This window comes from Flaviaestuariibacter amylovorans (genome assembly GCF_039541815.1).
Taxonomy (GTDB): domain Bacteria; phylum Bacteroidota; class Bacteroidia; order Chitinophagales; family Chitinophagaceae; genus Flavisolibacter; species Flavisolibacter amylovorans.
The window spans coordinates 203,928-217,566 of the sequence record NZ_BAABGY010000002.1 but is presented as its reverse complement, the minus strand read 5'-3'; the positions used below and the strand labels follow the sequence as shown (position 1 = coordinate 217,566).

Sequence of the window (13,639 nt, the reverse complement as noted above, 5' to 3'; positions counted from 1 at the left end):
CCTAGGCCGTCGTACCGCGATTTTACCGGAACCGCCACCCTTATGCAACGCAAAAAGCGCAGGGGCGCCTGCGCTTTAAAGAGATGGTATGGAAACGGCTAAATGTCCGTATCCGTCCGGTATGTCCGCGTTTCGCGGTGCACCGTGCGGCCGTCGCCGGGCGAGCCGATGGGATGACGGATCTCGTCGGCGGTGCTGCGGATGAGGCCGATGCCGGTAAAGAAGAAGACGCCGCCGAGGAGGCCATATACGATGAGGGTCTTTATCTGCTGGGAGGTGCCCTTCGCGTCCATGAACACCACGGCTGCATAGATCAGCCCGGCAATGCCCAGGATCGTCAGGATCACCCCGAAGGTGCGCTTCACATTCATAGCTCTTTTTGTAGAGCGGGTGCAAAAAACCGGCCAGAGGATCTCAGATCGGTGATCGCAGATCTCGGATCTGTTCCGAGCGGAAGATTTTCTACTGCACAGGTAACGTTTGCTGTCGGAGGAGGCAGACCGGTAAGCGCGGCTTGGGCAAACATTGGCGGTACGACTGAGAGGAGGCCTATCGCATCAATAGACATCGCAGATTGCAGATCTCGGATCGATTTCAAGAGGGAGCTTCGCCATTGTCGTGTTAAGGTCTGCTATTGGAGCAATGCGTCGTAAGATCATCGTATCGACAAGCAGGGTGGTACGAACGAAAAGGACTGTTCTACTGAAGGCAGATCACAGATCCGCGATCTGAGATCCTTTATGGCACTTCGTTTGGAGCGGTAGTCCCAAACAGAAAGGTTATGAAACAATGGATCGGCTTTGCCTCCCTCCTTTTCGCGCTCACGGCCTGCCAGGGCGCCAGCGACAACCGCACCGAAACCAAGGTGGACCCCGAAAGCCAGCAGCAGGCGCCGTCTTCGGATCCCAACGTGCCCGTGCAGCAGCCCCTCGACACCTCCACCGGCGCCGCGCCTGACTCCAGCACCGTAGTCAGCTATGATACCTCCGCCAAAGCGCGCCACAATTGATTTCAGATTTGAGATTTCAGATTTCAGATGTGTGCCTCAAAGCGGTGAACGCACGCCCGAATAGGTAATTTCGCCTCAATTTGTAGCGGCGTACGCTTCAGCCTGGCCCAACACCCTGGGTGGTGGACTTCGCGCGCCATGTTCAGCTCCCTATTGTACATTGGGCAAGCTACAAAATCAAGGCTTGCCGGCGACGTCAATGCAAATCTGAAATCCGAAATCCGAAATCTAAAATCCTCCTACTGCAGGTACTTCCGGTACAACGTGTAAAGCACTTTGCGCTCCGCTTCGCTGAGGGTGCCGCGGGCTTCGCGCTGCAGGTACTTGCGGCGGAAGGCGCTGTACACGGCGCTGCTGTCGCGCACGTCGTAGCCCACGATGCGGAGGGCTTCGAGCGGCTGAAAGCCGGCGGGCACCGTTACGCCCGAAGTATCGTTCCACCAATGGCCATAGCCGGCATCGGCAAAGCGCTTCCAGGGAAAGTGGATGTTGGGGTCGTTCTTGCGCGTGGGCGCGATGTCGGCATGCCCGATGAAGTTGCCCGCAGGCACCGCGTACTTCTTCTTGAGCGAGTCGAGCAGGGTCATCAGGCTGCCGAGCTGCGGCTCCGTGAAGGTTTCATACCCGTCGTTGGCGAGCTCGATGCCGATCGAGGCCGAGTTGATGTCGTTGGTATTGCCCCAGCGGCCGGCGCCGGCATGCCAGGCGCGCAGGTAATCGTTGAGCATGTGGTGCACGATGCCGTCGCGGCAGATCACATAGTGCGCGCTCACCTGCGTCTTGGGTTTCGTGAAGGTCTGCAGCGCCGAGTCGCAGGTCTTTTGCGCCGTGTGGTGGATCACCACGATGTTGGGCTTGCGCATGTTGAAGTTGATGGCGCCAACCCACTCCGGCGCGGTGGCTACCGTTTGCTGCGCGGGCGGGGCCTGCAGGTCTTTGGCAAAGCCCTTCGTCATCTTCTTATACTGCTTGTTGGTGGCGGCATAGGGCCCGCGGCTGCAATGAACCAGGAACAGGGCAACGGCGGCAAGGGCGCTCAGGGAAAGGAAACGGGGCATCGGCTTGATATAAATTCAAAAGTCAAAAGTAAAAATTCAAAAGCGGATCGCGGATGACATTTCGCAGGCGTTACTTCGAAACTGCATAAGTCATGGAGAAACTCACGTAGCGTGCCCTGCAGGCACGGCTTGCGGGGCTTCCGCCCCTTTGCACCCCCGAAGCTTCGCGGGAACACGACAGCGTCCTGAGCTTGCCGAAGGACGAAACGCGAGTAACACGTTTTATTTCCTTCGTTGCGCCGTTGCGCCGTCGCGTGCCAAGGCCGCTTGCGGCCGACCCGTCCGGCTAATGCAGAATCTCACTAACAAAATAACGGTGCGCAACGGAAGGATCCATTTTGCCTTTTGACTTTTGAATTTTGACTTACCCGAACGGATGAATGATGAAACAAGTGAGGAATCCACAACTGTACAAGAAGCACTGGATTGGTTTTTGAGCCGGTAGCTATCCGCTAAATAACATCACTATGACACAGTTGAATGGAAAGAAAGTAGCCGTACTCACCGAGAACGGATTCGAGGAAGTGGAGCTGACGCAGCCGCTGGAAGCCCTGCGCGCGGCGGGCGCCGAGGCGCACATCGTATCGCCGCAGAAAGACAAAGTGAAGGCCTGGGATAAAGACCACTGGAGCATCGAGCTGCCCGTAGACAAAGTGCTCGACGACGCGAACCCGGAAGATTACGACGCCCTGCTGCTGCCCGGCGGCGTGCTCAACCCCGACACGCTGCGCACCAACAAAAAGGCGGTGGACTTCGCAAGGCATTTCCTCGAGTACGGCAAGCCGGTGGCCGCGATCTGCCACGGCCCGCAGCTGCTCATCGAAACGGGCATGATCGCCACGCGCACCCTCACCTCCTACCCTTCCGTGCGCACCGACCTTGAGAACGCCGGCGCCCTGTGGCAGGACAAGGAGGTGGTGACCGACAACGGCCTCGTCACGAGCCGCAGCCCCGAAGACCTTGATGCCTTTATCAAAAAGATGCTTGAAGAAATACGGGAGGGCAAGCATGCGACCACGGGGCAGTATACGAAGCACGACTAGACGAATGGGGTAATGGGATGATGGGGGAATGGGGTAATTGAAGGTTCACAAAGGATTAGAATGGTTTGGAATGGTTCGGCGGCTGGGGTTGCGCCAGGCTTGGCGACGATGGACCCCACCTGCAGCGGGGTGAACGGTGAACGTCATTGCGAGTGTAGCGAAGCAATCTCCTGCGTTACGCGGAGTCTTCGAAGGCCCTTGCGTTACGCGGAGTTTTCGGTAGTGAGAAACCCCAATTACAGGAAACAGAAAGGCCAGGAGTTCATCCCGGCCTTTCTCTTTGCTCTTCAACACAACGATCAGCCCTGCCGCTCGAGGCTCGCGGTGAGCTTTGTCTTCTTGCCCGGCTTCAGCTGCACGCCCTCGACGGTCTTTTGGGTATAGTCGCGGTGCGTGATCAGGATACGGGTGGTGCCGGGCTCGACCCCACGGAGCAAGCAGCGTCCGAAGGCGTCAGTGGTTCCAGTAACGCCGGAGCCCTCTACCCGTACCTCTGCGGCTGCAATGGGGCCGGCAGTGGCATGGGCGACCTCAACGACCAGGTCGGTGGAGGCGGTAGCCGCATCCACCACAACGCGGCTCTTCCAGTACTGGCTGTAGAATTCGGGATCGGTGGTCTCGAACTGGCGCACGAGCTTGTCGATGGACTTGCGGAGCACGGCATTGGTTTGCGCCACGAGCTCGGCGGCACGCTCACCTGCGTCGGAGCGGATAGTGATGCCCTGCCGCGGAGTACCCGTTTTCCCTTCGAAGAGGTCGGCAGCTTCCCGGGTACGGTCAAACAGCTCCCGCGTGATACCGTAGTCGACCAGGTCAAGGAGGTGCGGCTCTACCTGCGACAGGATGCGGCGAACCGTGGAAAGGAGGTCGGCAGCGCCCAGGCGACCGAGGTCGCGGGCAGAGTACTTCATCTCACCAGCCAGCTCACCGAGGTTCTTCTCAGCGGCGTACGCCGATGCTGCCCCGGTGATGACAGCGGTTTGTTTGCAAAGACGCTCTTGCGCCATTGCCTTGTCGTCGGTGATCCCTTCGGTTACGAGCTGCTCCTCGGCCATCGCTTCCTTACACTGCTCGAGGAACCGGCGGAAGCGGTCGACGGCGGCGGCCAGGGCAGGAATACGGTTGATGACGGCGGCATAGGAGCCAAAGAACAGGAGCATGGCGTTGAACATGCTGACGCGGGCGAGGTTTCTTTTTGTCATAATATGTTGTTTTTGGTATGGTGAACCGGTATAACCAAAATGCGGTGCACTTGGTTGCGACGCACCGGCAACGGGTTGGGGCGGGTGGCATTCCGGCACCTGCGGGGCGCCTCAGGGGCCGCGACGGCCAGTCGGGGCGGCCGGGACGATGTGTACGGGCTTTCCGACTGCGGCTACACCGCCCGGTGACGCCCTGCTTTTCCTCCCCGACGCACTGCCAACACCCTATGACGAACGAGCTGCAATACATGCGGAACGCCTTTAACCCAAGGACGCTGTGTCAGAATGAAGTGACGTCAGGCCCGCAGCAGCCGCGGACCGAACCGCGGTATATATCTAATTCAAAATGAACCTATTTCAACCGAACAGCCATAAGGGAACTGGTTCCGAAAGCACGATGGAAAGTCCTTTTTGGAAAGAGGGCTCAACCAGGATCGTGCACCAATAGTTGCGCCGGAGAGCAAGAAAACGCCTTTTCAGAACCGCCGGGAATCTACCCCTCGTCTTAACCACTTTACCGCTCGTGCACAACAGCCAGCCATACCGAATAGGCACGAGGAAGCTTTCGCACTGCAACCGAAGCCTTTGCGCGAGGCGGATCAGTAGGATCTGACGTAAAGATTCTCCTTTATCCAGCCGCTGCGGGCTACGGAAGTATGATTGATGGGCGTGCGTACAAAGCAAAAAGGAAGTTGCGGTATATCGGCTCCAAAAAACTGCATTTTTTGCCAAAAACGACGTTTTTTCGGGATCTTGGACTCTCACGAAAGCTTTGTTGGTATTACATTCAGCCGAATTTCATTACTATCCGTTCGGAATGCAAATGACCGGGCGAAGATTTGCAGTTGATCGCAGCTACAGGTACGGGTTTAATGGTCAAGAAAAAAGTGACGAGGTCGACAATTTTGGAAGTTCAATGGCGGCAGAGTTTTGGCAGTATGACTCCCGACTTGGGAAGAGGTGGAACATTGATCCTAGACCGGTTGGTGGCACTAGCCCCTATTCCACTTTCATGGGGAACCCAATTGCATTCAGCGATCAACGCGGCGATACGAGTATCACCGCGGCGGGAGGTACAATGAAAGCCGAAATAGATGATAAGTCTCATAAATTGGAGTTCTATCAACCTAATTCTACTTACACTGTTACTGGTTCTCAAACACGTATACCGACCCAAGCTGGTGAACTAAGGTCATTCACGAACGGGTTAGGGCGCTTTAGCGCGCGTTGGAAGACGAACACCGACGGCTCTGTAGCTTTCAACGGGTATTTGAATGACGATGGGGAAACTTTTGAAGAAGCACTATCCAGTTTTACATCAAGTTGGAAATATAAACTTTATCAGTTCGGAAGTTTCATGGAAACTGAAAGGAACAAGGATCCTCTAGCTTTCGATCTAAAAGTTTCCTTTACAATGATTAGCCTCAGTATGATGGCTGATGCAGAGAGGGTGCCATTCTCATTTGGGTATAACCCAAGTGTTACGACCTCAGAAGCGGCATCTGCGTTGGGTACATTAAGGTTTGTTAGTAAAGGGGAAAATATAGCTCTTGGCCTCGGGCATACGTTGGATGATTTCTCGAATGCGACAGGCGCCCTGAATTATAGGCAGTTCAGTAGCGGATTTAGGCCCAACGATATCCTGTTGAAAATTGCGAATCCATCAAACAACCTTCATTTCAATCTCCAAGACTTTACAAGATGGAAATACATAAAGTATGCTGCCAATCCTGTTAGTCCGAATCCTGCTCTCCGCAATGTTACCAATTGGGAGTTATACAAGATTTACAACATTCCAGGAGCGCTAGACAGGACTACATTCTATAAATTTGTCGACAACACTTATCAAGTCGTTAATAAACCATTTTAAAGTGATTTACCGGTCTGAACTTTTATTTAAGCTATGGGCATATTCTGTAAGTCATAATATTTTGACATTACGAGGTTCAAACAATTCTGACCTTACTGGCGAAAATTATAATGTTGAGATTGAGTTCTATGGGGTAAAATATATTGATTTGCCGGTTATAATGCATGGTGTCACAATAGATGAGCTGCGCTCAAATGTACCGAGAAAGTTTTCTGAGCATTCAATTGGGGGGAGGTATAAAGTCTTTGAGTTACAAAATGAGTCAAATAGTTATCTAGTAGCGTCATCGTGTATAATTGGGAAGCATAATTGGGGCGATGAGTGTGACAGAATATCAAATCCTTCATTAGTGTTCGACGAGATTATTTTCATGTAGCGACATTAATCGCAGTTTGTATGATGAACTACCCCTACGGTAAATAATTATAAGAGTAGGCACCTTCAAACTGTTTGTGGCACCGGTTGTATAAATAAAGGATAGTGGCGCACTCATACACGTTCGCCCAGTTTCTATTCATATCGGAAATGCCTGAACAAATCTTAAGGAACTTGTGTGTTAAGATGAGTACACCATAATGTAAAAAAACTATTTTTCGGCTTCACTACTCGATGGGCCTGCCGAGGGCTAAAATAAAGTACTCTGTTGCTCGCCGTTTGATTCAGTCGACCGTCTAATCGTAAGGTTGATTTGGGTTGAACGGTCGAAAATGGGAAAGACACCTCAAACTTTTTATCACTTAGTCAACGCTTTAGCAACTATTTCCAGATGGAGAGAGTTGCCTTAGGCATAGATGGCACTCGTGATCAAAACATACTACAGTTCGCCATTGCCAATGATTACTATCCGTTCGGAATGCAAATGCCTGGACGGAAGTTCGCTACCGAAAGCAGCTACAGATATGGTTTTAATGGGAAAGAACACGACCCTGAAACGGGTACGCAGGACTATGGATTGAGGATATATAATCCTAGTCTTGCCAGGTTCTTATCAGTTGATCCGCTTTCAAATGCCTACCCGCATTATACTCCGTACTCCTATGCAGGCAATAAGCCTATAAAGTATATAGATATTGACGGCGCTGAAGAAGGAAGGCATTGGTACGATTATGATTTCAGGGACTTTATGAATTGGATGCAGAAGCCTGACAATCCATTAAAGACTGATGGATTTGCTCATAAGGCTGCATCTGGATTCAACCGGGATTTCAATCCGCTAAACAATCTCTTAATCATTACAACTGGGTACGACGGTGCATCGAGTGACTACCCTAGAATGTCTAGGGGTGACGCAGCAGTCAGTTTAACGACACAGTTAATTCTACACAAAACAATATCCATTAGCACAGCCCCTACAGCGCAGGTTGGGATGGAGCGTCAAGTAGCAAGAGCTGTGTCAAACAAAATCGTACCGGGGGGCGAAAAAGTTGCAGCAGCAAAAGCTGCTCAGACGGAAGTTCAAGCATCTCCACAAGTCATCCACAACAATGTACTTCGCCAGATCTCTGATAAATTATTCGGAAGCTTATATGGAACAACAAGAGGCACGCAGCTCGAAAGAGTTTTAGCAACAACAAGGTATTCTGAATGGATTGACCTAAATCTTGTTGTAAAGAAAAACATTAAGCTTATCGATTTTCTTGCTGGGAATAGAGCTGCATCCCTTAAAACATTTGACGCTGCCACATTCAAACTATCCGACTATAGGAGGATTGTTGATGACTTAAGTGAAGCAGCTGCCAATGGTGGACTCGAAGGCGTGAAGTTTTCCAAGGTAAATCTTGACATAATGTTCAAAAATGACGAAGTAATAAATACTTTTAAGCAGAGCATAAATAAACTCATTGATTACGGACATTCGCAGGGAGTACGAGTAAATGTTTTCACAGACCCGGTTAGAAAAGCAAGCGTTCAATAAAGAATTTTATATGGAAAATGAGATTATTCAGCAGAGAGCATATTTTATATGGAAAGAGGATATGTTAAGCTCGGTAATGACTCTGCTGGAAACTTCATCTTTGCAATTCAGTGAATTCTATTATGGAGGAGAAGATCATCCTATCGATCATTTACCGACGATAGTTAAAATAGCGGGTAACCGACAACATTTTTCAATGGTATTGGAAGATGTGGTATCTGATAGATCGAGAATGACTATTTCAAAAAGAAATCGTGTTTTTTCAATTTTTATTTCCTCCGATTGGACGTCATTTGAAAAATATTCTATTTTCTATGACGAAGTAATCAAGTCGTTTGACAGTCTTTTCATTTGTGGAAATGTGTATGACTATTCGTTTGCCAAAACTCAGAATGAAACCGATGTCTCGAATTATGAGTTGTTAATCGGCAAGTTGCCGGAGAATACAATCTATGACAATGGGGTTCCATTTTACATCGATATCTCTTCTAACCCCGGACAGGAAGTCGAATTGGACGCGATATTGTTGTCCGCTACTTGGAAGTTTTATTGCGATGAAAGCTTCTTAGATTTTCTTGGCATTGATACATCGTCACAATCCACATCTCGATGGCAGAAGAGGCAACTGACTGATACTATTGTGATGTTCCAATTGTACTCGAACCCTTTCCTTTCCAATGATCACTTGGATGAGCTTATGGGGTTCAAAAGGTTCTTGAATATACCTCAAGTGGCGAACACCCATGCGGATAGTTTTGGGTTGTGGCTTTCCTCGAGGCAAATCTAGTATCCTAAGTATTAAAAAAGAGCCTTGGTCTATTGGTTTTCCAGCATGTTAAACAGTATCATTCAAGGACGACTTTAAGAGCAGGTTTGATTCTGGAAGGTGTCTTATGACACGGTAGTATTTTGGAATACAAGCGCAATGGGGTTGCGGCAAAGCCGGGCATTGATAATCTTATCTACAAGTATCCGCAAGTGCTTGATCTTGCGACGAACAAGGCAAAGCTGGTGAGTAACCGTCTGCGCTATGTCTATGACGCTGTTGGCGCCAACGATTACAACATTACTCCGGTAGGCCACAGCACGGAGGATATTGACTCGCAAACCCCTGAGACGGACGCCAACGTAGTACGGGCAGAGGTGAAGACCGCTCAACCTGCGACTGACAACTACGACTACGACCGGATCGGAAACCTCATTCGTGACCGCCAGAGTAAGCTCGATCATATCTACTGGACGGTATATGGAAAGATTGACCGCATAGTAAAGGCACCTGCCTTAAACACGGAGATCGCCTACGATTACGATGCTGCCGGCAATAGGATCGGCAAGAAAGTGACGGTTAATGGTTTGAGCACATATACTTTCTATGTGCGGGATGCTCAGGGCAATACCCTTGGCATCTACACCAAGACAGGGAATCAGCCCGTTCAGTGGGGCGAGCAAATGCTCTATGGCAGCAGCCGGCTGGGGACTATTCACCTGAATGTTCCGGTACCGGCCGCCCCGATGGTACCGGTTGGGACGGCCACGCTGCACGATGGCTTCGAGTATGTCCGGAAGACGTATGAGCTGTCCAATCACCTGGGCAATGTTCTGGCTACTGTTTCCGATCAGAAGAGGGGGGTAGACCCGGGCGCAGATGGCACTTCTGACTATTATATAGCGGATGTTGCTACTGCCAATGATTACTATCCGTTCGGAATGCAAATGCCGGGACGGAAGTTCGCGGTCGAAAGTGGCTACCGGTACGGGTTTAATGCGAAAGAGGATGATGTTGAGACCGGCCTGCAGGACTATGGAATGCGGATATATAATCCTGCATTAGGAAAGTTTTTAAGCCTGGATCCGCTTTCGAAAAAGTTTCCTTGGTGGACACCCTATGCTTTTGCTGGCAATATGCCTATTGCAGCAATAGATCTGGATGGACTTGAACCCTTCGTTACAAATACATCGACACTAACTTTACCACGAATCTTTCTTCCTCGCGTCGCACTACCAAGGATTAGTATTCCAAAGCCAACTATGCCTCTCCATCCGGGGGAAGTCACCTTGCCATTACCAGGGGCTTCAGTTCCTTCGGGAATAACTGTTGGACAGCCGAAGGTCGAAATGTCTGAAAGCTCACCAATTGATTGGGTCAATAATGTGCCGGCATCTCCTGAATTTCTAGGCGAAGACTGGAAAGACATAACAGACCCACGAAAAGAAGCGAGCGATAATGACGGTAGGGATTACGAAAATGTAAAAACCGGAGAGAAAATTACTTACGATCCCGCAAAGAAGGATCCCAAGAGTAAGGATGGTTGGGATAGAATTAACCATTGGCATAGACACAACCCAAATAGAACAGGCACAAAAGACTATTATTTGGATAAGTATGGAAGGCCGACCAGTAAGGGGTCGGATCCATCACATATCGAAGCTCCGAAGTCTCTGATTTTAGAACCGATAATAATCAAACCTGAACGTAAAGGTTTCTTTCGACGATCTTTAGACGGGATAAAGAAGTGGTGGAAGGAAACCAACCAAAGGATGGCAAGGGAGAATGAGGTTTGGATTTGATCTCCATAAAATGGCAGTAAACAATATCTTTCAAACAAGACTTCAATGATAAACTTGAGCGACATTTTCGAACATGATTGCCCAGTTGGCGAGCTAAATATCAACTTTTCAACAAAATCACTTACACTAGTCGTCGATGAATTTATAGAAATAAAGCAAGAGTATTTATCAAAGAAAGTTCATTTCTACGGAGTAAGCAATCTATCAATTAGCGAAATAGAGTTGGTAGAACTGTTTGACTTGGGAGTACAAAATTTTGAAGAAAATCAGAAACCTAAAACGTTCGAGATCATTTTTAGTGGAAGCGTAGGTAAGCCTCGCATAAAACTGGCGTTTGAATACAATGAATTTTTTGCCGAGCAACTCTGATATCGAAAGTCAATAAACATATTCTCAAGGGAGGTTAGATCTTTTCTTGACGGACATAAGTTGAGCGCGACTATTGAATCAAATGTGACTTCCTCTGACACGAAGAAAAAGAGATCGCTGGCGTCACGATACCTAATCAGGATCCAGCTCCAGTAGGTACGACGGCGCCTTCCCTTACCCTGGCTGCGGCCGATGAGGAGTATGCGGAGGACGTGTCTTATGACGCCAATGGCAATATTCTGGAATACAAGCGCAATGGAGTAGCGGCAAAGCCGGGCATGGATAACCTGATTTACAAGTATCCACAAGTGCTTGATCTTGCGACGAATAAGGCGAAGCTGGTGAGTAACCGCCTGCGCTATGTTTATGACGCTGTTGGCGCCAACGAGTACAACATTACCCCTGCAGGCCACGGCACGGAGGATATTGACTCGCAGACCCCTGAGATGGACGCCAACGTAGTGCGGGCGGAGGTGAAGACCTTTCAGCCTGCAACCGACAACTATGACTACGACCGGATCGGAAACCTAATTCGTGACCGCCAGAGCAAGCTGGATCATATCTACTGGACAGTATACGGAAAGATTGACCGCATTGTAAAAGCACCTGCCTTGAACACGGAGATCGCCTACGATTACGATGCCGCCGGCAACCGGATCGGCAAGAAGGTGACGGTTAATGGTGTGAGCACGTATACGTTCTATGTTCGGGATGCTCAGGGCAATACCCTTGGCATCTACACTAAGACCGGGAATGGGCCCGTTCAGTGGGGCGAGCAGATGCTTTATGGCAGCAGCCGATTGGGGACCATTCACCTGAATGTTCCGGTACCGGCCACTCCGATGGTGCCGGTTGGGACGGCCACGCTTCACGATGGGTTCGAGTATGTCCGGAAGACGTATGAGCTGTCCAATCATCTGGGCAATGTTCTGGCTACTGTTTCCGATCAAAAGAGGGGTGTAGACCCGGGCGCAGACGGCACTTCTGACTATTATATAGCGGATGTTGCTACTGCCAATGATTACTATCCGTTCGGAATGCAAATGCCGGGACGAAAACTCTATACCGAAAGTGAATACAGGTACGGGTTTGGTGGCCACGAAAAAACCGATGAAGTAAAAGGCGAAGGCAATAGTTATACAGCTCAATTTTGGGAGTATGACCCCCGAATTGTTACCAGATGGAATCAGGATCCGGTTGTCAAACACGGTCAATCTGCATACAGTATCCTTGCACGAAATCCAATTTGGTTTATTGATCCCAACGGTGCAGATTCTACACTCTACAACTCGTCGACTGGTGGACTAATCGCAAGAGGGGTAACACCAGCTTTGGATAAAACCGCAATTTGGACTGTTGATCCTTCAGCAAAGGGTTTTGATAAAAATAACCCTTGGAAAACAGCACAAAAGTTGACTTATACGGTGGGTGGAGACACAAAGGAAAAGGGGATCAGAGGAACTTTGTTACGTGGGAACCACCCGCTTGCTGGTAAAGGGTGGAAAGCCGGCGATCAAGTTTATGAGGAAGATTTGCTGGATATGAATGTGGAGTTCAATACAGTCGTCCAACAGTGGAAACCCTTTTTTGCACAGAAAGGGAAGCGCTGGGATGAACAAATCAAGATGATGGAAAAATGCTGGTATTGTGATGCTGATCAAGTTCTAAAGATGAATGCAGGAAAGAAAGCAGCTTTTGTATGGATGGTGGGGCCAAATATGCCGTTTGATTTGAAAAGCCAAACCCGCAAAAATTTGCAACAGATCCAATCATTTGCCGCTGTAATTATTGGTCAATATTCGTTTTATCGAGGAAGACTAATGAATTATGACGACTATGGTAATGCGGCTTTTGGAGCTTGGGGAAAGGCCTATGGGTATGGTTTGCCAGAACTAACTTCGGGTGCGGACATAGATCAGATATTTCATACGGGAAAGTCTGATCCTGGAAGAGACCAGTTTTTTATAAAATATGGATTTGTTCTATTCAAGTAAAAGTACTGCGAATGCTTAGAGTGACTTTATTAGTATATGTCGGCATGTGCGGATCTTTCTGCTCACCTCGACCAGACTCTTTTGGTAAAGATGACATCTATGTTAAAAGACTTGTTCGTGCAAAGCGTGACAGTAACCTCTTTACTGGAACCTTAACGATAAGCAATCCACCACATACTTCAATCCATAATTTTAGTAATGGTATACCATGTGGAAAATGGGAGTATAGGTTTAATGGTGATCTAATACACAAGGGAGAGATTCTAAACAATAGAATCATTGAACGAAAGCACGAAGTGCGAAAGCTCTTGTCAAATGATACTTTTTTGCTAGACCACTGGCAAGAAGGCGAATTGCCTACAATAACCTACCCGCCTTTTCTAACTTTGTATGTTCTAAAAAACGACTCATTCTTTCAAGTAAAGGAAACAGATCGCGACCTATATGCTCACAACATAGCCGTTGCATTGATGAACGATAGGCTGGGCCTGAAGTTTGATTATGTAAAGATTTCTTTTGTTGATGCTGTAAAAGACTGGAAGAAAGAGTTTTCCAAAGAGTACAAGATTATAGGACAAATTTTACACGAGACCAAATAACGTGAAGGATGG

Annotated in this window: 12 protein-coding genes; 9 read left to right on the top strand and 3 right to left on the bottom strand. The window is 49.0% G+C overall.

Annotated features, from left to right (window positions below; all coding sequences use genetic code 11):
- Positions 1–98 precede the first annotated feature (98 nt).
- Positions 99–371 (bottom strand): hypothetical protein, encoded by a 273-nt coding sequence (locus tag ABD937_RS03315; protein ID WP_345253371.1) that lies wholly within the window; start codon positions 369–371, stop codon positions 99–101.
- A 410-nt stretch (positions 372–781) separates the two neighbouring features.
- Between ABD937_RS03315 and ABD937_RS03310 the strand changes: the two genes are divergently transcribed.
- Positions 782–1,009, top strand: a complete 228-nt coding sequence (locus ABD937_RS03310; RefSeq protein WP_345253369.1) for a hypothetical protein — start codon at positions 782–784, stop codon at positions 1,007–1,009.
- 239 nt (positions 1,010–1,248) lie between these two features.
- On the opposite strand, the gene ABD937_RS03305 is transcribed toward ABD937_RS03310, so the two are convergent.
- Positions 1,249–2,067 (bottom strand): N-acetylmuramoyl-L-alanine amidase, encoded by an 819-nt coding sequence (locus ABD937_RS03305; RefSeq protein WP_345253367.1) that lies wholly within the window; start codon positions 2,065–2,067, stop codon positions 1,249–1,251.
- A 467-nt stretch (positions 2,068–2,534) separates the two neighbouring features.
- Here ABD937_RS03305 and ABD937_RS03300 point away from each other — a divergent pair, with 467 nt between their 5' ends.
- Complete coding sequence (locus tag ABD937_RS03300) at positions 2,535–3,110, top strand: type 1 glutamine amidotransferase domain-containing protein (protein ID WP_345253365.1); 576 nt, start codon at positions 2,535–2,537, stop codon at positions 3,108–3,110.
- 299 nt (positions 3,111–3,409) lie between these two features.
- On the opposite strand, the gene ABD937_RS03295 is transcribed toward ABD937_RS03300, so the two are convergent.
- Positions 3,410–4,312, bottom strand: a complete 903-nt coding sequence (locus tag ABD937_RS03295) for a carboxypeptidase-like regulatory domain-containing protein (RefSeq protein WP_345253363.1) — start codon at positions 4,310–4,312, stop codon at positions 3,410–3,412.
- Between the two features lie 817 nt (positions 4,313–5,129).
- On the opposite strand from ABD937_RS03295, the gene ABD937_RS03290 reads away from it, so the two are divergent.
- The 7 genes from ABD937_RS03290 to ABD937_RS03260 all read left to right on the top strand — a co-directional run bounded on the left by ABD937_RS03290 (position 5,130) and on the right by ABD937_RS03260 (position 13,627).
- Positions 5,130–6,182, top strand: a complete 1,053-nt coding sequence (locus ABD937_RS03290) for a hypothetical protein (protein WP_345253361.1) — start codon at positions 5,130–5,132, stop codon at positions 6,180–6,182.
- 766 nt (positions 6,183–6,948) lie between these two features.
- Positions 6,949–8,097, top strand: coding sequence for an RHS repeat-associated core domain-containing protein (locus tag ABD937_RS03285; protein ID WP_345253359.1), 1,149 nt, complete (start codon positions 6,949–6,951; stop codon positions 8,095–8,097).
- Between the two features lie 10 nt (positions 8,098–8,107).
- A complete protein-coding gene (locus ABD937_RS03280; RefSeq protein WP_345253357.1) occupies positions 8,108–8,884 on the top strand; it encodes a hypothetical protein in 777 nt (258 codons plus the stop codon).
- A 122-nt stretch (positions 8,885–9,006) separates the two neighbouring features.
- Positions 9,007–10,665, top strand: coding sequence for an RHS repeat domain-containing protein (locus tag ABD937_RS03275; protein WP_345253355.1), 1,659 nt, complete (start codon positions 9,007–9,009; stop codon positions 10,663–10,665).
- Between the two features lie 54 nt (positions 10,666–10,719).
- On the top strand, positions 10,720–11,034 hold the full coding sequence (locus tag ABD937_RS03270; RefSeq protein ID WP_345253353.1) for a hypothetical protein: 315 nt from the start codon (positions 10,720–10,722) through the stop codon (positions 11,032–11,034).
- A 212-nt stretch (positions 11,035–11,246) separates the two neighbouring features.
- Positions 11,247–13,028 (top strand): polymorphic toxin type 44 domain-containing protein, encoded by a 1,782-nt coding sequence (locus ABD937_RS03265; protein WP_345253351.1) that lies wholly within the window; start codon positions 11,247–11,249, stop codon positions 13,026–13,028.
- Positions 13,029–13,039: 11 nt separating this feature from the next.
- Positions 13,040–13,627 carry a hypothetical protein gene (locus tag ABD937_RS03260; protein ID WP_345253348.1) on the top strand — a complete coding sequence of 196 codons (588 nt, stop codon included), beginning with the start codon at positions 13,040–13,042 and terminating at the stop codon, positions 13,625–13,627.
- The last annotated feature ends 12 nt before the right edge of the window (positions 13,628–13,639 follow it).

Bases quoted from the DNA above. Each gene is read 5' to 3' on its own strand.
- ABD937_RS03315 (WP_345253371.1), bottom strand. From the start codon at position 371: ATGAATGTGAAGCGCACCTTCGGGGTGATCCTGACGATCCTGGGCATT.
- ABD937_RS03310 (WP_345253369.1), top strand. From the start codon at position 782: ATGAAACAATGGATCGGCTTTGCCTCCCTCCTTTTCGCGCTCACGGCC.
- ABD937_RS03305 (WP_345253367.1), bottom strand. From the start codon at position 2,067: ATGCCCCGTTTCCTTTCCCTGAGCGCCCTTGCCGCCGTTGCCCTGTTC.
- ABD937_RS03300 (WP_345253365.1), top strand. From the start codon at position 2,535: ATGACACAGTTGAATGGAAAGAAAGTAGCCGTACTCACCGAGAACGGA.
- ABD937_RS03295 (WP_345253363.1), bottom strand. From the start codon at position 4,312: ATGACAAAAAGAAACCTCGCCCGCGTCAGCATGTTCAACGCCATGCTC.
- ABD937_RS03290 (WP_345253361.1), top strand. From the start codon at position 5,130: ATGCAAATGACCGGGCGAAGATTTGCAGTTGATCGCAGCTACAGGTAC.
- ABD937_RS03285 (WP_345253359.1), top strand. From the start codon at position 6,949: ATGGAGAGAGTTGCCTTAGGCATAGATGGCACTCGTGATCAAAACATA.
- ABD937_RS03280 (WP_345253357.1), top strand. From the start codon at position 8,108: ATGGAAAATGAGATTATTCAGCAGAGAGCATATTTTATATGGAAAGAG.
- ABD937_RS03260 (WP_345253348.1), top strand. From the start codon at position 13,040: ATGCTTAGAGTGACTTTATTAGTATATGTCGGCATGTGCGGATCTTTC.